This window comes from Streptomyces sp. NPDC051677 (assembly GCF_044453465.1).
In the GTDB taxonomy this organism is placed as follows: domain Bacteria; phylum Actinomycetota; class Actinomycetes; order Streptomycetales; family Streptomycetaceae; genus Streptomyces.
Map to the genome: position 1 here is coordinate 48,750 of NZ_JBITCT010000047.1, position 18,050 is coordinate 66,799.

At 71.3% G+C, this 18,050-nt stretch carries 15 protein-coding genes; 8 read left to right on the forward strand and 7 right to left on the reverse strand.

Annotated elements, in window-relative coordinates:
• Positions 1-21 precede the first annotated feature (21 nt).
• The gene (locus tag ACIBAF_RS39030; protein ID WP_351910315.1) at positions 22-366 is read right to left on the reverse strand and encodes a YbaB/EbfC family nucleoid-associated protein; all 345 of its coding nucleotides are present in this window, start codon (positions 364-366) and stop codon (positions 22-24) included.
• A 235-nt stretch (positions 367-601) separates the two neighbouring features.
• Here ACIBAF_RS39030 and ACIBAF_RS39035 point away from each other — a divergent pair, with 235 nt between their 5' ends.
• Positions 602-1,351, forward strand: a complete 750-nt coding sequence (locus ACIBAF_RS39035) for an SLATT domain-containing protein (protein WP_399469764.1) — start codon at positions 602-604, stop codon at positions 1,349-1,351.
• 90 nt (positions 1,352-1,441) lie between these two features.
• Here ACIBAF_RS39035 and ACIBAF_RS39040 read toward each other — a convergent pair whose 3' ends face one another.
• Complete coding sequence (locus tag ACIBAF_RS39040; protein ID WP_399469766.1) at positions 1,442-3,040, reverse strand: substrate-binding domain-containing protein; 1,599 nt, start codon at positions 3,038-3,040, stop codon at positions 1,442-1,444.
• Positions 3,041-3,138: 98 nt separating this feature from the next.
• Positions 3,139-5,007, reverse strand: a complete 1,869-nt coding sequence (locus ACIBAF_RS39045) for a serine/threonine-protein kinase (protein ID WP_399469821.1) — start codon at positions 5,005-5,007, stop codon at positions 3,139-3,141.
• A 500-nt stretch (positions 5,008-5,507) separates the two neighbouring features.
• Here ACIBAF_RS39045 and ACIBAF_RS39050 point away from each other — a divergent pair, with 500 nt between their 5' ends.
• From ACIBAF_RS39050 to ACIBAF_RS39065, 4 genes are all read left to right on the forward strand, one after another.
• On the forward strand, positions 5,508-6,863 hold the full coding sequence (locus ACIBAF_RS39050; protein WP_399469768.1) for an aspartate aminotransferase family protein: 1,356 nt from the start codon (positions 5,508-5,510) through the stop codon (positions 6,861-6,863).
• A gap of 134 nt (positions 6,864-6,997) precedes the next feature.
• Positions 6,998-7,699, forward strand: a complete 702-nt coding sequence (locus ACIBAF_RS39055; protein WP_399469770.1) for a GntR family transcriptional regulator — start codon at positions 6,998-7,000, stop codon at positions 7,697-7,699.
• Complete coding sequence (locus ACIBAF_RS39060; RefSeq protein ID WP_399469772.1) at positions 7,696-10,167, forward strand: glycosyltransferase; 2,472 nt, start codon at positions 7,696-7,698, stop codon at positions 10,165-10,167. The genes ACIBAF_RS39055 and ACIBAF_RS39060 overlap by 4 nt, the downstream gene beginning before the upstream one ends.
• Positions 10,168-10,270: 103 nt before the next feature.
• A complete protein-coding gene (locus ACIBAF_RS39065; RefSeq protein WP_399469774.1) occupies positions 10,271-10,921 on the forward strand; it encodes a hypothetical protein in 651 nt (216 codons plus the stop codon).
• A gap of 19 nt (positions 10,922-10,940) precedes the next feature.
• Here the strand turns inward: ACIBAF_RS39065 and ACIBAF_RS39070 are convergent, their stop codons facing one another.
• Both ACIBAF_RS39070 and ACIBAF_RS39075 read right to left on the reverse strand, forming a co-directional pair.
• Positions 10,941-11,234, reverse strand: coding sequence for a hypothetical protein (locus tag ACIBAF_RS39070; protein ID WP_399469776.1), 294 nt, complete (start codon positions 11,232-11,234; stop codon positions 10,941-10,943).
• An 83-nt stretch (positions 11,235-11,317) separates the two neighbouring features.
• On the reverse strand, positions 11,318-11,905 hold the full coding sequence (locus ACIBAF_RS39075) for a TetR/AcrR family transcriptional regulator (RefSeq protein WP_399469778.1): 588 nt from the start codon (positions 11,903-11,905) through the stop codon (positions 11,318-11,320).
• A 108-nt stretch (positions 11,906-12,013) separates the two neighbouring features.
• Between ACIBAF_RS39075 and ACIBAF_RS39080 the strand changes: the two genes are divergently transcribed.
• Entirely contained in the window at positions 12,014-12,880 is an 867-nt protein-coding gene (locus ACIBAF_RS39080) for an SDR family oxidoreductase (protein WP_399469780.1), read from the forward strand.
• 7 nt (positions 12,881-12,887) lie between these two features.
• On the opposite strand, the gene ACIBAF_RS39085 is transcribed toward ACIBAF_RS39080, so the two are convergent.
• Positions 12,888-14,693: a bifunctional metallophosphatase/5'-nucleotidase gene (locus tag ACIBAF_RS39085; RefSeq protein WP_399469782.1), complete on the reverse strand. Its 1,806-nt coding sequence runs from the start codon at positions 14,691-14,693 to the stop codon at positions 12,888-12,890.
• A 204-nt stretch (positions 14,694-14,897) separates the two neighbouring features.
• On the opposite strand from ACIBAF_RS39085, the gene ACIBAF_RS39090 reads away from it, so the two are divergent.
• A complete protein-coding gene (locus ACIBAF_RS39090; protein ID WP_399469784.1) occupies positions 14,898-15,500 on the forward strand; it encodes a Uma2 family endonuclease in 603 nt (200 codons plus the stop codon).
• 51 nt (positions 15,501-15,551) lie between these two features.
• Here ACIBAF_RS39090 and ACIBAF_RS39095 read toward each other — a convergent pair whose 3' ends face one another.
• The gene (locus ACIBAF_RS39095; protein WP_399469786.1) at positions 15,552-16,835 is read right to left on the reverse strand and encodes an adenylosuccinate synthase; all 1,284 of its coding nucleotides are present in this window, start codon (positions 16,833-16,835) and stop codon (positions 15,552-15,554) included.
• Between the two features lie 197 nt (positions 16,836-17,032).
• Here ACIBAF_RS39095 and ACIBAF_RS39100 point away from each other — a divergent pair, with 197 nt between their 5' ends.
• Positions 17,033-18,025 (forward strand): diacylglycerol kinase, encoded by a 993-nt coding sequence (locus ACIBAF_RS39100; RefSeq protein WP_399469788.1) that lies wholly within the window; start codon positions 17,033-17,035, stop codon positions 18,023-18,025.
• The last annotated feature ends 25 nt before the right edge of the window (positions 18,026-18,050 follow it).

Sequence of the window (18,050 nt, forward strand, 5' to 3'; positions counted from 1 at the left end):
GGTAGTTGGAGGGGGCCGGTCTTAGAAAGGCAGGCCCGGGATGCCGCTGCCGCCGCCCAGGCCCTGGGCCAACGGGCCGAGCTTCTGCTGCTGGAGCGTCTGCGCGTTCTCGTTGGCCGCGTGGACGGCCGCGACGATCAGGTCGGCGAGGGTCTCGGTGTCCTCCGGGTCCACCGCCTTCGGGTCGATCTGCAGGGCCCGCAGCTCGCCGGAGCCGGTCACGGTGGCCTTCACCAGGCCGCCGCCCGCCTGCCCGTCGACCTCCGTGTTCGCCAGCTCCTCCTGAGCACGGGCCAGGTCCTGCTGCATTTTCTGGGCCTGCTGGAGCAGCTGCTGCATGTTGGGCTGGCCACCACCGGGAATCACGATCGGCTCCTGTCTGCCTTGTTCCTGTCTGCCACTGAGCCTACGTGCTCCATGAGTGCGTCGCCCCGCCACTCTTTCGAGTGAGATACCTCGGTGGCCTATACCTGATCAAGACCCCCTTCCGGGCGGAAAAGCGACGAAAGCTTGCCCTTCGCCACCCATTGGGAGGTAGGAAGGGTCGGCACATTCAGCATCAGGCGTTACGCGGAGTCACCGAGTCATAAGGGAGTGCCGGGTGGGTCAGCCGGAGATGCAGCCCGAGGGTCCGCCTCAGGACGAGCGGGGCGAGGGCGCGGCCGGGCTGCGGCCGGGCGACCTGACCGGGCGGGCGTTGCCGCTCGGCGACTGGGGCGAGCCCGCCGAGCGGCTGGACGAGCTGTACCGGTGGGTGGAGCGCGGGGCGCTGGAGACCGCCGCCTGGTACCTCGCCGACCGGGTGTGGAAGCGGCGGGGCGCACGGGTGCTGCGGGCCGGGGCGGCGGCGGGGGCGGTGTGCGGGGCCGCGCTGCCGTTGCTGGATCTGACCCGGGTGCTGGGCGGGGTCGCTCCCTGGGGGTATCTGGCGCTGCTGCTGGCGGTGGCGTGCGTGGCGGTGGACCGGTTCTTCGGGGTGACGTCCGGCTGGATAAGGGACGTGGCGACCGCGCAGGCCGTGCAGCGGCGGTTGCAGGTGTTGCAGTTCGACTGGGCCTCGGAGAGCGTGCGGGAGGTGCTGGGGCCTGCGGAGGGGACGGCGAGTGAGGCCGCGGAGCGGTGTCTGGGGGTGTTGCGGCGGTTCTCGGAGGACGTGACGGATCTGGTGCGTGCGGAGACGGCGGACTGGATGGTGGAGTTTCGCAGCGGGCCCGCTCCGCTGGGGATTCAGTCCGCGGTCGCCTCCGGCGGGCGGGTGGACGTCGGCGGCGGGTCCGGGCGGTTTCCTTCGCCGCCCGGGGTGAACGCTCGGCCGAACATGCCTCGGCAGCGGCCGCCGGAGCCGCGGTGAGGCTGTCTTTCGCCCCCGCCGCCCCTACCCGTTCCCATCCCCGGGGGCTTCGCCCCCAGACCCCCTGTCGGCCCTTGAAGGGCCTCGTCCTCAAGCTCCCCCGGAGGGGGGACCCCCGGACGGGCTGGGTGTGCCGGGCGGTCTGGAACGGCCCAGCCGGCTGGAGCTGCACAGGCGCAGGCCCTCCGGTGTCCAGCACGGTAGGTGGCCGTGGGTGCGGATGACGTCCTGGCCGTTGCCTCGGGTGAGGTAGGTGAGGAAGCTCGACGCCAGGGAGTCGGCCGGCGGGCGGCCGTAGGTGTAGGCGTATTCGATCTCCCGGTAGGGGTAGTCGCTCGTGCCGTGTTCGATGGCGTCGACGGAGGGCGGGTCGCCGTCCAGGTCGAGCGGGTGCAGGCCCTTCACGCGGTCGGCCAGATTGAGCTCGCTGTAGCCGATCGCGCCCGGGGTGGCCGCGACCGTCGCCAGCACCTGGTCGGTGGAGTCGAGTTCGCAGCGGATGACGGGGGCCGTCGGGTCGTCCTTGTGGACGCAGTCGACGGAGGAGTTCGCGATCTCGCCGCGGCCCAGCACTCGCCGCTGGAACACCTGCCGGGTACCGGAGTTGGCGTCCCGGCTGACCAGGACCACCGGGAGGTTCGGGCCGCCGACCTCGTCCCAGTTGGCGATCTCCCCGCGGTACAGCCGCCGCACGTCGGCTGCGGCCAGGTTCTTCAGGCGCACGTCGTCGTGGACGACCAGCGCGAACACCGACACGGCGACGCGGTTCTCGCGCAGTTCGTCGAGCCCGGCCGGCTTGGGGCCGTCGGAGAGGGCGACGAGCGGCGGGGAGCCCTTCTTGGCGGCGGCGCCGGCGGCGGCCAGTTCGCGGATGCCGGCCGTCGAGCCGTGCGGGTCCACGGTGAGGTGCGCGCCCTCGCAGTCGCGTTCGTAGGTGGCCGCCACCTCCCGGATCACCGGGGCGAACGCGGTCGAGCCGGTGACCGTGAGCGTGCCGCGCTCGCAGCCGATCGGGGGCCGGGAGTCGTCCCGGACGACGACGATCGTCGCGAGGGTGACGACGCAGACGGTGAGCAGGATGGAGATCAGCCGGGAGGCGCGGCTGAACAGGGGCGGGGTGTCGTCCGGGGTGGCGCTGCGGTTGGGGTGCACCTCGCCGTCGCGCAGCCCGCCGTACAGCCGGATGCCCCGGCCGACGTCGCCGCCGGAGAGCAGCACGAGCAGCTTGAAGTGTTCGCGGGGGTTGAGGGGGACGCGCGGGATGCGCAGGGTGTTGCCGTCGTAGCCGAAGCCGCGGTCCGCGGTGAAGTGGTCCATGAGGTGGTCGGTGTCGGTCGGCTGGGTGACCGACACCCCGCGGATGGTGCGGTCGGTGAAGACGGCGGTCAACCCGTGGCGTTCGGGGCCGGTGTAGTCGTCCCGGGCGATGCCCTGCGAGCCGTCGTTCTCGATGCGCAGGAGGACGAGCGTGGCGTCCACCATGCCCGGGGCCTCCTCGAAGAGGCCGAGACGGCGGTTGGCGCGGCCGGATCTGACGTCGTCGCCGATCGGGTTGTCCATCTGCACGCGATACCCGACGCGTTTGCGGCGCGGCGTCCGGCGCTCGTACCAGACCATGATCCCGGATGCGACGATGCCGACGGCGGCCGTCCCGATGGCCACGACGTTCTCCGCGTTCAGCCACTGCACTGTGGGCGCCCCCGCAACTCCCGGCAGTCGTTCGTGAGTTCACCGTACGGCCGTCCGAAGGGGCGGGCGGGGCGCGTCGGTCGACGTTCGCCGGACGTTCACCCCTTGGTGTAGGTGAGCTTCTCCCCGGTGCCGGTGTTGACGCGTTGCAGCTTGCCGTCGGCGAGCAGGGTGACCTCGGAGGCGGCGCCGGGGCTGCACGAGGTGAGGGGTTCGCCGGCGGTGACCTTGGAGGGGCCGATCTCCAACGGGCCGTCGCCGCTGGGCCGTTCGGTGAGGCCGGCGCTGAACTCGCAGTGGTAGGCGTCTCCGTCGGCGACGAGGGCGAGCACCGTGTCGCCCACCGCGCCCTGGCGGATGGTGAGTCGGCGCTTGTTCGTGCCGCCGGCGTTCTCGATCGTGGTGGTCCAGGTGCCGAGGTAGGCCGCCGGGACCACACCGTCCGACGACGACGGGGACGGCGAAGGGGACGAGGACTCCGAGGGGTTCGGCAGTGTGGAGGCCTTCGGGGGCGGGGAGTCCGAGGCAGCCGTGGCGGGGCCGGGCGTCGGCTGCGCGGTGGCGCTGTCGTCGCCGTTCAGGAACGCGTACACGGAGCCGCCGGCGGCGATCGCGACCACCAGGGCGACCAGGACCAGCAGCGCGGTCGTACGGCGGTTGCGGCGCGGGGTCTGCTGCGGGTCGGCGTCGGGCTGCCCGTAGGGGGCGGCGCCGCCGTCCGCGTACGGGTTGTACGGGGCCGGGGCGCCGGGCGCCGGGGGCCAGGCTCCCGACGGCGGGGGCGGGTAGCCGTAGGCGGGGGCGGGGGCGGCGGCCGGGTGTTGCCGGGGGTGGCCGTACGCCGGATGGGCCGGGGCGGTGTCCGCGCCGGGCGGGGGCGGCTGCGGCGGGATGCCGTCGGGGCCCGCGAGCAGGGTGGGGCGGTGGTCCGGGGAGAACGCGTCGCCGCGCGGGCCGGAGTGTTCCGGGGTGGCTTCGGGGGCGGTCGCCGGGTGCTTGAGGAAGGCCGAGGCGGGGCGGGAGGGGCTGGCGCCGTCCGTGCTCTCGGGATCCTCCGCCTCCAGCAACTGCACGGCGTGACGGCCGAGTTGGGCGACGAGGGCGCCGGGCAGCCAGGGGTCGCGGGAGCGGCCGTCGGAGACGGTGTCGTCGGCGCCCGTGAGCTCCAGGACGCGGTCCGGGGTGGGGCGGGCGGCCGGGTCCTTGCGCAGGCAGGCGCGGACCAGGTCGGCGATGCCCTCGGGGACGCCCGCCAGGTCGGGTTCCTCCTCGGCGATGCGGAACATCAGGGCGTGCACCCCGCTGTCGGCGGAGCCGAAGGGAAGGGTCCCGGTGGCGGCGTAGGCGATGACGGAGCCGAGGCAGAAGACGTCGCTGGCCGGGGTGACGGCGTCGCCGCGCACCTGCTCGGGGGCCAGGAAGCCGGGCGAGCCGACCACCGCGCCGGCCTGGGTGAGCCGGCTCTCGCCGGTGACGCTCTCCAGCGCCCGTGCGACGCCGAAGTCGATGACGCGGGGGCCTTCGATGGTGACCATCACGTTGGACGGCTTGAGGTCGCGGTGGACGATCCCGGCCGCGTGGATGTTGGTGAGCGCGTGCGCGAGCCCGGCGGCGAGGATGCGCACCGACCGCTCGGGCAGCGGCCCGTGGTCGTGGCTGACGACCTGCTGAAGGCTCGGCCCCGCGACGTAGCCGGTGGCGACCCAGGGCACCTCGGCCTCGGTGTCGGCGTCCAGGACGGGCGCGGTCCAGAACCCGCCGACCCGCTGGGCGTTGCGCACCTCCTGCCGGAAGCGCGCCCGGAACTCCTCGCGCGCCGCCAGTTCCCGCCGCACCAGCTTCACGGCGACCGTCCGCCCCCGGTCCGAACGGGCGAGGTAGACCTGTCCCATCCCGCCCGCTCCCAGCCGCGCGAGCAGCCGGTAGCCGCCGATGCGCTGCGGGTCCCCGGACCCCAGTTTCTCCATCGCAGCGCCGCCCTTCCCCCACATGTGTGATCGAGACATGTGCGTGCCGAGGATAAACCGGCCGTTCGGGGAGTCGCGTGGCGCGATGTCTACGGTTCCGTAACGGGCGCGGGCGGCGGAGAGGGAGTCGGCAGGGGCGGAGCGGAGCCCGAGGATCTCGCGCGCGAAGGCGACCGGTTCGGTCGGACCACCGGCACCGGCCCCGGCCGCCCGCCGGCGCAGCGCAGCGGCGGCCGTGGTCGTCCCGGTGACGCGCATGACGCCCCCCGGCGGTGATCAGCCCGCCGTCGGCGACGGGGTCCGCCTCGACGTACCGCTCCGCGCCGCCGTACCCCGTCGCGGCCAGGTACCAGCTATGACAACACGCTGTCCTTTACGCGGCATGCTGTCCATGGCGGCCCATCGCCCTGGCACGCCCGACAACCTGTCGCGGATTCCCCCCGTCCACAGAACAGGACGCCGATATCCCTTCCGCATCGCGGACATTTACGCTCACTGACATGACCTCTCAGACCGACCCCCAGGCCGGCGCGGCCGTGAAGGCCGCGGACCGCGCGCACGTCTTCCACTCCTGGTCCGCCCAGGAGCTCATCGACCCGCTCGCCGTGGCCGGCGCGGAGGGGTCGTACTTCTGGGACTACGACGGCAGGCGGTACCTCGACCTCACCAGCGGGCTCGTCTTCACCAACATCGGCTACCAGCACCCGAAGGTCGTCGCCGCGATCCAGGAGCAGGCTGCACGCCTGACCACGTTCGCGCCCGCCTTCGCCGTCGAGGCCCGCTCGGAGGCGGCCCGGCTGATCGCCGAGCGCACCCCCGGCGACCTGGACAAGATCTTCTTCACCAACGGCGGCGCGGACGCCGTCGAGCACGCCGTGCGCATGGCCCGGCTGCACACCGGCCGGGCCAAGGTGCTCGCCGCCTACCGCTCGTACCACGGCGGCACCCAGCAGGCCGTCAACATCACCGGCGACCCGCGCCGCTGGGCCTCCGACAGCGCCTCCGCCGGGGTCGTGCACTTCTGGGCGCCGTTCCTGTACCGCTCCCGCTTCTACGCCGAGACGCAGGAGCAGGAGTGCGCGCGGGCCCTGGAGCACCTGGAGACGACGATCGCCTTCGAGGGGCCGGGGACGGTCGCCGCGATCATCCTGGAGACGATTCCGGGCACCGCCGGGATCATGCTCCCGCCGCCCGGCTACCTCGCCGGGGTGCGCGAGATCTGCGACAAGTACGGGATCGTCTTCATCCTGGACGAGGTCATGGCCGGGTTCGGCCGCACCGGCGAGTGGTTCGCGGCCGACCTGTACGACGTCACCCCCGACCTGATGACCTTCGCCAAGGGCGTGAACAGCGGATATGTGCCGCTCGGCGGGGTCGCCGTCTCCGGCGCGATCGCGGACACGTTCGGGAAGCGGCCGTACCCCGGCGGTCTGACGTACTCCGGGCACCCGCTGGCCTGCGCCGCCGCCGTCGCGACGATCAACGTCATGGCGGAGGAGGGCATCGTCGAGAACGCGAGGAACCTGGGCGCGTCCGTCGTCGAGCCGGGCCTGAAGGCGCTGGCCGAGCGGCACCCGAGCGTCGGCGAGGTGCGCGGCGTCGGCATGTTCTGGGCGGTCGAGCTGGTGAAGAACCGGGAGACCCGCGAGCCGCTGGTGCCGTACAACGCCGCCGGCGAGGCGAACGCGGCCATGGTCGCCTTCGGCGCCGCCGCGAAGAAGGCCGGGGTGTGGCCGTTCGTGAACATGAACCGGACGCACTTCGTGCCGCCGCTCAACGTCTCCGAGTCGGAGGTCAAGGAGGGACTCGCGGCCCTGGACGCCGCCCTCTCGGTGGCCGACGAGTACACGCAGTAGGAGCAGAACGGTCTTCACGCGTGGAAGGGCTTGAAATCTTCGAACGCGTAAGGTGGCGTGCTCGTACATACCGATGAGCACGCCACCTTTTCGTGTCCGAGCATTTCGCACCCGACGATGGAGACGCCCCGACCATGCCCGCCAGCAGCGGCAACGGCGCCGTGACGCGCAGCACCCTGCGACAGCAGATCGCCGACGCGCTTCGCGACGAGGTGCTGGGCGGACGGCTGCAGCCGGGGCAGGAGTTCACGGTGAAGGAGATCGCCGAGCAGTACGGCGTCTCCGCGACCCCCGTCCGCGAGGCCCTCGTCGATCTTTCCGCCCAGGGCCTGCTGGAGGCCGACCAGCATCGGGGCTTCCGGGTCCACGAGTACTCCGTCGAGGACTACCGGGGCATGATCGAGGCGCGCAGCCTGATCATCGAGGGGATGTTCCTCGCCGTGGACGAGGGCCGCCAGCCCCACCAGAACCTGGAGGAGCCGCGGATCGCCGCCGCCGTCGCGGGGGTGCGCCGGCGCGGCGAGGAGGCGCAGCGGGCCGCGGCCGCCGGTGACCTGACCGTCCTCATCGGCTACGACCTGCGTTTCTGGCGTGAGCTGAGCGCCCTGTTCGGCAACCGCTATCTCGCCGACTTCCTGCACCGGCTGCGCGTGCAGTCCTGGGTGTGCACGGTGCAGCACCTGCGGCGGCTGACCGATCTGCGCGGCTGCCTGTGGTCCGGCCACACCGAACTCGTCGACGCCCTGTACCGCCGCGACACCGCCGCCGCCCGGATGATCCTCGCCGCGTACAACGCCGACTCCATCAGCCTGATCGAGCGACTGGCGGCCGGATGAGCGGGGCGGACGCCACTGCTCCCCGCACCACGGCCGTCGAACTCTCCGTCGTCATCCCCGCCTACAACGAGGAGCGGCGGCTCGGCGCCACCCTGGACGCGGTGGCCCGCCATCTCGACGCGACGGGGAGTCACTGGGGCAGCTGGGAGATCCTGGTCGCCGACGACGGGTCCAGCGACGCCACCCGCGAACTCGTCACCGTCCGCCGCGACCCCCGGGTGCGGCTCGTCGTCGGCGCCGGGTCCGGCAACCGGGGCAAGGGGCACGCGCTGCGTCTCGGGGTCGCCGCCAGCCGGGGCCGCCACGTCCTGGTCACGGACGCCGATCTCGCCACTCCCATCGAGGAGTTGGGCCGGCTGGAGAAGGAGCTCGCCGACGGCTGCGCGGCGGCGATCGGCTCCCGGGCGGTCCCCGGCGCGACCCTGGGCGACCGGCAGCACCGGATCCGCGAACTCCTCGGCGCGGCGGGCAACCTGCTCATACGCCGGACGACCCTGCGCGGGATACGCGACACCCAGTGCGGGTTCAAGCTGTTCGACGGCGACAAGGCCCGGGCCGCCTTCGCCGCCTCGCGTCTCAACGGCTGGGCCATCGACGTGGAGGTGCTGCGGTACTTCCAGCGCGCGGGCTGGCCGGTCGCGGAGACGCCGGTGCACTGGTCGCACCAGCCCGGCTCGAAGGTCCGCCCCGCGGACTACCTCCGGTTCCCACGCGACCTGGTCCGGCTGCGGTTCCCGGTCCCGAGACCCGTGGACGTCCTGGCCGTCGTCCTGTTCCTCGCGATGGCCGTGGCCCTCTACTCGGGGCGCGTCCTCGACCCCGCCCACCGGTATCTCACCGACTCCCTCCAGGACCAGAACCAGTGGGAGTGGTTCTTCGCGGTGACCGCCGACAACGTCGCCCACCTGCGCAACCCGCTCTTCACCGACCTCCAGGGCTTCCCCGACGGCGTCAACCTGATGGCCAACACGGCGATGCTGGGCCTGTCCGTCCCGCTCACGCCCGTCACCCTGCTGCTCGGCCCGGCCGTCACCCTCAGCCTGGTGATGACGCTGGGCCTGGCCGCCACCGCCGCCGCCTGGTACCGGCTGATCGTGCGACGGCTCGTCCGGCAGCGGGCGGCCGCCTTCGCCGGGGCCGCGCTGGCCGCGTTCGCGCCGCCGATGATCAGCCACGCCAACGCCCACCCGAACTTCGTCGTCCTGTTCATGATCCCGCCGATCATCGAGCGCGCCCTGCGGCTGACGACCGGTGAACGGGTCACCCGGGACGCGGTCGTCCTCGGCCTGATGGCGGGCTACCAGTTCTTCCTCGGCGAGGAGCCCCTGCTGCTCGCCACGATGGGCATGATCCTGTTCGCGCTCGCCTACGCGGCCGTCCGCCCCGACGTGGCACGCAAGGCGGCCCGCCCGCTGCTGAACGGTCTGGCGATCGCCGCCGCCGTCTGTCTGCCGCTCGTCGTCTACCCGCTGGCCTGGCAGTTCTCCGGACCGCAGAGCTACTCCGGCATCGATCACGGCACCGCGCCCGGCGTCGCCAACTCCATGCGCGGGCTGCTGTCGTTCGCCGAGCGCTCCCTGATCGCGGGCGACGCCGACCGCGCCGACGCCCTCTCCCTCAACCCGACCGAACAGAACGCCTTCTACGGCTGGCCGCTCGCCCTGCTGGCGCTCGCGATCACCGTACGGCTGTGGCGGCGGCCCGCGGTGAAGGCGCTGGCCTGCACGGCGGCGGGCGCGGCGGTGCTGTCCCTCGGCCCGCGCATCCCGCTCCCCCTCACCGACACGACCGTCCCCGGACCCTGGAGCCTGCTCGCCGGCCTCCCCCTCTTCGAGTCGGTCATCGAGAGCAGGATCGCGCTGGTCTGCGCCCCCGCGCTGGGCATGCTGCTCGCCCTGGCGATCGACCGGCTGGCGCAGGCCCGCCGCCTGGGCGCCCAGTACGCCGGACTGCTCGCCGTCTGCCTCGCCCTGCTCCCCCTCGTCCCGGCCCCGCTGAAGTCCGAGCCGCGCGCCGAGACGCCCGCCTTCTTCACCGACGGCGTCTGGAAGACGTACGTCCGCGCCGGCGAGACCCTCGTCCCGGTGCCGCTCGCCGAACCCGAGGACGCCGAGGCGCTGCACTGGCAGACGGCGGCCGGCCTCGGCTTCCGGATGCCCGGCGGCTACTTCAACGGCCCCTACGGCGACGGCGACCGCACCGGCGTCTACGGCGTCCCGCTGCGCTTCACGGCGAGCCTGCTCCGCGACGTGCGCTACACGGGCGTGGTCCCGGCGATCGACGCCCGCGCCCGGACCGAGGCCCGCGAGGACCTCGCGTACTGGCGGGCGGGCGCCCTGGTGCTCGCCCCGCAGCCGCGCGCCGACCGACTGCGTGAGACGGTGGAGAAGCTGTTGGGCCGACCGGGTAGGCAGGTGGCCGGAGTGTGGGTATGGGACCTGCACCAGGGGACGCAGGACGGGAGCTGACGTGCGCGGCAGCGACTACCCTGCCCTGACCGGCAAATGGTGACGACGACGGCAACGGCAACGCCCGCATCGACCGTGCAACGTGCGAAGTGAGGAGCTCTCTTTGGCCTGTGACCTGTGGCTGGTGCCGCTCGTCGATGTGTTGTGTCACACCCCCGACAACCCCTTCGCCGACGAACTCGCCCAGTACAACAAGGTGCTGGCCGAGGCGGGGCTCCCGCCGGTGCCGGTGTACCAGTACATGCCGGGCCTGTCCGGCGAGGTCGCCCCGGTGGCCGGCTTCGACTACGACGCCCTGCACTTCCTGCGCCGCGCCTATCTGCTCCAGGTGTGCCGGCTGCCGGTGACGCCGGTGGACGAGCTGGGCGGCGACTACGAGCAGCTCCTGGAGATGTTCGAGGCGACGGCCCAGCAGTCGCACCTGGTCTGGCACTACGACCACGCGGGCGCGTACGTCCCCGTCGACTTCCCGCAGCCGCTGTCCAGCGACGAACTCCTCGCCGGCGGCGGCCCGCTCGGCTCCTCCCAGTCCCTGCTGCGCGAGCTGGAGTTCGTGGCGCCGTCGATCGGCATAGATCCGGCCAATCCTCCGGCGACCCCCCAACCTCCCGCCGGTCCCACGGAGTTGGAGGAACCGGCCGTTCCGGCGCCGTACGATCCCAGCCCCTTCGCGCGTGAACGGCACGTCTGGCTGGGGCTGCACGCGGCGGCGACGCGGAGTCTGGCGCAGGGGTCGATGATCGTGTTCAGCTGATGATCGTGTTCAGCTGAGGTCAGCGGCCGACCTGGGAGAGGCCCTTCTGCACGTCCTCCATGTTCATCACGGGGGTGTAGGAGATCTCCGCGTCGAGGTTGAGGAAGAACGGCTCGCTGAGCACGGGCATCTGCGAGCTGTCCTGCATGTCGAAGACCACGTACGCGGTGCGCTTGCCGTGGTCGGCGGTGAAGTAGGCCGCCTCGGGCTTGATCTGTTCCATCGACTCCTCGATCAGCTTCGTCAGGGTGCCGTTCCGAATGGCTTCGTTCGCCTTCTCCGTGTCGAAGGACGCCTTGAGCAGAACGCGCATCGCATTCACCTTCTCCGGTCGACGCACGCGGTCATGTGGGTTCAGAATATGCTCTTTTGTCGCATATCTCCCCCGGAGCGGGGTCAGGGCAGTGCGTCGATCTCCCGGACGAGACGGGCCCCTTCGCGGCTCATGACCTCCGGGTCGCGCAGGGCGCTGGAGAGCAGCGACATGCCCTGGTACGCGCCGACGAGCGCGAGGGCGTGACCGTCGGGCTCGTCGACCCCGATCTCGCGGTACTGCCGCTCCACCCAGTCCAGCAGCCCGCGGATGACGAGCCCGGCGGCGAGGTCGAGACCTCCCTCGTCGCGCTTGTCGAGCTCGACGGCGAGGGTGCCCGTGGGGCAGCCGTAACGGGCGGCGACGTCCCGCGCGTCGACCCAGCCGGCGACGAGGCCCTTCAGGCGTTCGCGCGGGTCGGCGAACTCGTCGAGGCGGGCGGTGAGTTCGCCGAGGTACTCGGCGTGCCGGTCGAGGGCGGCCTCGACCAGCTCGTCCTTGGTCTTGAAGTAGTAGTACACGTTGCCGACCGGGACGTCGGCGGCGCGGGCGATGTCGGCGATGGTCGTCCGTTCCACGCCCCGCTCGTGCAGGACCGTGGCGGCGGCCGCCATGAGCCGCTGCCGCTTGCCGACACTCTTCGCGGCCCGCTTCTCCACTGAGTCAGTCACCCAACTGACTATAGACAACGGGCGGTGGGGGCGTGCTAGCGTCACGCCCATCGAGTTAGTCAGCCGACTAACTCATGACGGGCGGAAGACGGGGACGAGATGCACGAGATGAACGAGATGCAGGAGATGCGCGAGACGGACAGGACGAACGAGGCGATCGTGGTGACCGGTGCGACCGGGAACGTCGGGCGCGCGCTGGTGCGGATGCTGTCCGAGGCCCGGGTGCCCGTGACGGCCGTCGCCCGCGCCGTCACCGACGCCGACGTGCCGGCCGGGGTGCGGGCGGTGCGCGCCGATCTGGCCGAACCGGCCGGTCTGCGGGCCGCGTTCGACGGGGCGCGGGCGCTGTTCCTGCTGGTGGCGGGCGAGGACCCGCACGGCGTCCTGGCCGAGGCGAAGTCCGCCGGGATCCGCCGGGTCGTGCTGCTGTCCTCGCAGGGCGCGGGAACCCGCCCACAGGCGTACGAGCACCCGCGCCGGTTCGAGGAGGCCGTACGGGAGTCGGGGCTCGACTGGACGGTCCTGCGGTCGGGCGGGATGGCGACCAACGCGTTCGCCTGGGCCGAGTCGATCCGCGCCCGACGAGAGGCGGCGGCGCCGTTCGGCGACGTCGGCCTGCCCTTCGTCGACCCCGACGACGTGGCCGCCGTCGCCGTCGCCGCCCTGCTCGGCGACGGCCACCTGGGCGCCACGTACACCCTGACCGGCCCCGCGCCGACCACCCCGCGCGAGCGGGTCGCGGCCATCGCCGCCGCGCTGGGCGAACCGGTGCGCTTCACCGAGCAGACCCGCGAGGAGGCCCACGCGCTCATGGCGCGGTTCATGCCGCTGCCCGTGGTCGAGGGCACCCTCGCGATCCTGGGCGAGCCCACCGAGAACGAGCGGCGTCCGAGCCCGGACGTCGAACGCGTCCTGGCCCGGACCCCGGGCGCCTTCGCCGCGTGGGCGGCGCGCAACGCACCGGCCTTCCGCTGAGGCGCTGTCAGAAGACGGGCGTGCCCGCCTGGGTCAGCTTCCAGTTGGCGGCGGCGAAGTCCGCCGGGTCGAGCGTCTTCTTCGCCGTCACGTAGTCGATCATCAGCTGGCGGATCTCGTTGGTGGAGCTGTAGGCGATGTCGGCGGTGGCGATGTGCGGGTAGCCGCTGCCGCCGTTGGCGCGGTAGTTGTTGACGGCGACGACGAAGACCTGGTCGTCGGCGACGGCGGCGCCGTTGTAGGTGAGGTTCTTGATCCTCGACCCCTCTGCCTGCGCGATGTCGATGTCGTACGAGACGCCCGCCGCCGTGTCGTACATGTAGTCCCAGAAGTTGTTGGCGTTCGTGAGCGTCGCGGTGTCGACCTTCGTGCCCGCCGGGACCTGGTGGTAGTACTTCGCCGCGTACTCCAGGTAGTCCTTGAGCTGCGCGCCGGTGAGCTTCTTGCCGTACAGGGTGTTGTCGTAGATGTAGAGCCCGGCGATGTCCTTGATGGTGACGCTGCCCGCCGGGATGTCGGCCGTGCGGGAGAAGGGCGCGGCGACGGAGATGACGGGCAGCGCCGCGTCGGACGCCGACAGGCCCGCCTTGACCGTCTGCATCTGGACCTCGTGGATGAAGTCCATGATGGGGACGTCCTTCCAGCAGGACTCCGCCGCCGAGAGGTCGGCCGTGCAGGTGCCGACGGCCGTGTTGACGTACTTGACGACGAGTTCGTGGTCGGCCTCCAGGAGCTTCCTGATCTCCGGGTCCTCGTCCACGGTGTTGGGGTTGAGGGTCTGCGCGGACTTGCCGACGACCTTCCAGCGGCCGTGCTCCAGCTCGACCTCGAAGTCGAAGACGCTGAGGCGGTATCCCCAGCAGTACGGCTCCGAGAGGAGCACCTCCTCGCCCGTCTCGGCGTTCTTGACGGTGTACGACGGCACTTCCACGTGCGTGTGGCCGACGAGGATCGCGTCGATGCCGGGGACCTGCTCGGCGACGAGGTTCGACGCGTTCTCGACGTACGGAAGGGCGTCGCCGTAGGAGGAGGAGCCGTCGAGGCCTGAGTGGTCGGTGAGGAAGACGACGTCACAGCCGAGGGCGCGGAGCCGGGGGACGTACTTCTTCGCCTGCTCGACCAGGCCCGGGAAGACCATCTTCCCGCTGACGTTGTCCTTGTCCCAGATCGCGATGCCGGGGTTGGTGAGGCCCAGGATGCCGACCTTGATGTCGGGGGCGCCCGGCACGCAGATCCGCTTCACGGTGTACGGAGGGAACGCGGGGCGCAGCGTCTTCGCGTCGAGGGCGTTCGCGCCGAGCAGCGGGAAGTGACACTGCTGCTCGAACTTCCGCAGCACCTCGATGCCGTAGTTGAACTCGTGGTTGCCGAGGGCGGCGGCGTCGTAGCGCATGTGGTTCATGGCGACGGCCATCGGGTGCTTGACGCCCTTGCCGGTGATGGGCTCCACGCGCGCGAAGTAGTAGGCGAGGGAGGTGCCCTGGATGATGTCGCCGGCGTCGACGAGCAGGACGTGCTCCTCGCCCTTCGCCTCGCGCTGCTGCTTGACGAGCGTCGCGACCCGGGCGACGCCGACGGAGTTGCCCTTGGCGTCGGAGTAGGCGGCGTCCTTGTAGTAGTCCCAGTCGAAGACATGACTGTGCAGGTCGGTGGTGCCGAGGATGGAGAAGGTCCAGGTGCGGGGCGTCTTGGCAGGCTTACGGCCGGCCGCCTGGGCGGTGCCCGCCCCCACGGTCCCCGCGACGGCGACGGCCGCCCCGGTCACAGCCGACTTCTGCACGAACTCACGGCGGTTCAGGGGAGGTACGGGCATGGCGGGTCTCCTGGGGGGGGTCTGTGGGGAGGGGGGCCGTGCGGGACCACTACACGCGTAGATGGTGGTCGCGGGCCGGGGTCGACGAGAACCAGGAACAGGCCATGGGGCAGTCAACAAACGGAAATGATCGAAAGCCTGACGGAAAGTATGGCAATGACTACCTTGAGTGGCGACTAGTCAGCCTCGAAGGAAGGGCGCATCATGACACTGATGGCTGAGCGACCGATCACGATAGACGGCACCGAACCCGACAGCTTCGAGGGTTTGCTGGACCTCCTCGACGAGCTGAACGTGCCGGACGGCCACAAGGCCGAAATCGTCAGGGGGAAGATCGTCGTGTCGCCGTGGTCGAAGGGGTACTACCTGGACGTCATGGAGCGAGTGTGCGATCAGCTACGCCCGCACGTCCCTGGAGGGCACCGGATCAGTTACGGACCCTTTCTGTACGCGTTCCCCGGGTCCGACTGCGCCTACGGCCCAGACATCCATGCCGCTGACCGTCGCGCCCACAGCACACGGAGCCATCGCCTGGACGGCGAAGCACTGTCCTTCGTCGCCGAACTAACCTCTCCCGCCACCCGGTTGGATGACCTCACCGACAAAGTCGAGGTCTACGGGAAGGCAGGCGTCTCCGTCTGTCTAATCCTCGACATGCAGGAGGAACAGGCCATCGTCTACGGGTCGCCGTCGGCAAAGGGATACGAGGTTCGCTTCAGCAAGCCCTTCGGCGAGAAGATCGACATTCCCCTGCCGTTCGGCTGCACCCTCGACACCACCGGCTTCCAGGCCCCGGGCACCGCCTGAGCAGTGACCCCACGCGCGGGTGCGCGTGGGGTCAGTGCATGAACTACCGCCCTACAGGAACGAGTTGATCTCGATCGTCTCGTCGCGGCCCGGGCCCACGCCGATCGCGGAGATCGGGGCGCCGGACATCTCCTCCAGCGCCTTCACGTACGCCTGGGCGTTCTTCGGCAGGTCGGAGAACGACTTCGCCTTCGTGATGTCCTCGGACCAGCCGGGCAGGGTCTCGTAGACCGGCTTCGCGTGGTGGAAGTCGCTCTGTGAGTACGGGAGTTCCTCGACCCGCTTGCCGTCGATCTCGTACGCCACGCAGACCGGGATCTGCTCCCAGCCGGTGAGGACGTCGAGCTTCGTCAGGAAGAAGTCCGTCAGGCCGTTGACGCGGGTCGCGTACCGGGCGATGACCGCGTCGAACCAGCCGCAGCGCCGGTCACGGCCGGTCGTCACGCCCCGCTCGCCGCCGATGCGGCGCAGCGCCTCGCCGTCCTCGTCGAACAGCTCCGTCGGGAACGGGCCCGAGCCGACGCGGGTCGTGTACGCCTTCAGGATGCCGATGACCCGGCTGATCTTCGTCGGACCCACGCCCGAGCCCGTGCAGGCGCCGCCCGCGGTCGGGTTCGACGAGGTGACGAAGGGGTACGTGCCGTGGTCGATGTCGAGGAGCGTGCCCTGACCGCCCTCGAAGAGGACGACCTTGTCCTCCTCCAGCGCCTGGTTCAGGACCAGCACCGTGTCGGTGACGTAGGGGGCCAGCTTCTCGGCGTAGCCGAGCAGCTCCTCCACCACCTGGTCGACGGCGATCGCGCGGCGGTTGTACAGCTTGGTCAGCAGCTGGTTCTTGCCGTCGAGCGCGGCCTCCACCTTCTGGGTGAGGATCGACTCGTCGTAGAGGTCCTGGACCCGGATGCCGACCCGGTTGATCTTGTCCGCATATGTCGGGCCGATGCCGCGCCCGGTGGTGCCGATCTTGCGCTTTCCGAGGAAGCGTTCCGTCACCTTGTCGACAGTCACGTTGTAGGGCGTGATGATGTGCGCGTTGCCGCTGATCAGCAGCTTCGACGTGTCGACGCCGCGCTCGTTCAGACCGCTCAGCTCGGAGAGCAGTACCGAGGGGTCGACGACGACGCCGTTACCGATGACCGGCGTGCAGCCGGGGGACAGGATTCCGGAAGGGAGAAGGTGGAGTGCGTACTTCTGATCGCCCACGACGACCGTGTGGCCGGCGTTGTTGCCACCCTGGTAGCGCACTACATAGTCCACCGAGCCACCGAGCAGGTCCGTGGCCTTTCCCTTGCCTTCGTCACCCCACTGAGCACCGAGCAGCACAAGTGCGGGCACGCGCGTACACCCCTTCCGGGTGGGGCATGTCCAAGGTCAGGGGCGTACGCGGCAGTTCGTTCCACCGCGTGCACCGCGACCGTCTTCGGTCGCCAGTTGTCGGACCCGGATGCCCCGGAATAGACGAAGCCCCTGGCGCAATAGCGCAAGGGGCTCTTGCACAAAGATGCTACCCGAGGAAGCGAGGCAGGACCGAGGTGGCGACTTCTCCGACGTCCGATCAGCTGCTGGTGATCATCGACCCGGTCGCCCGAAGCATGGACGGGGAGTCCGTCCGAATCGCGAAAGACGTGCTCAGCGCGGGTGCGGCGAGCACGAAGGTGTGCCTGCCGGAGGATCCGGAGGAATTCGCCCGGGTGCTGTCCCGGCGGGGCTCGCGGCGGCCGGTGGTGGTCGGCGACGACCGTGCGCTGAACCGCGCGGTGGCCCTGCTGCACCGGCAGCGGGCACTGGCCGAATGTGTGCTGTCGGTGGTGCCGGTGGGCGCCTCGCTGAGCGTCGCGCACGCCCTGGGGGTGCCCACGGGGGCCGTGGCGGCGGCCCGGGCCGCCCTGGACGGCGCCGAACGGCGTCTGGACGTGCTCGTGGACGACAGCGACGGGGTGGTGCTCGGCGCGCTCAGGATTCCACCGATACCGCTCGCCCCGCAGGACTCACCGAACTCGCGGGGCGCATGGGACGCACAGCACTCACGGGATGCACGGGAGTCACGGGAGTCACGGGACGAGCTGGAGATGGCTGACGGGACGGGCGGGGCGGGCGGGACAGACGGGACGGACAGGGCGGAAGGGGCGGAAGGGCTCGCGCACGGCGGGCGGCACTGGCTGCGCACGTACCAGTCGCTCGTCCGCACCCTGGTGCCGTCGCGGCCGTCCCGCCTCTCCCCCGCCCCCGCCCCGCCCGGACCGGCCCGGCTCCGGATCGAGGTCGACGGCGTGACGCTGGTCGACCTCGACCAGCCGGTGGCGGCGGTCTCGGTGACCCCGGGTCCCGCGGGCACGGCGGTCGTGACGGTACGGCCCCTGTCCCTGGGCGCGGAGGCGGCGCCTCTGGAGGCCCTGGGACGCACGGTGACCGTCTCGGGCGCGGACTTCCGCTACCGGGCGGACACGGCCGTCGCCGGGCCGGTGCGACGGCGGACGTGGACCGTGCGGGAGGGCGGGCTGGGACTGATGCTGCCGGGCCGGTGAGCCGGATAAATCCGGGGCGCCCGGC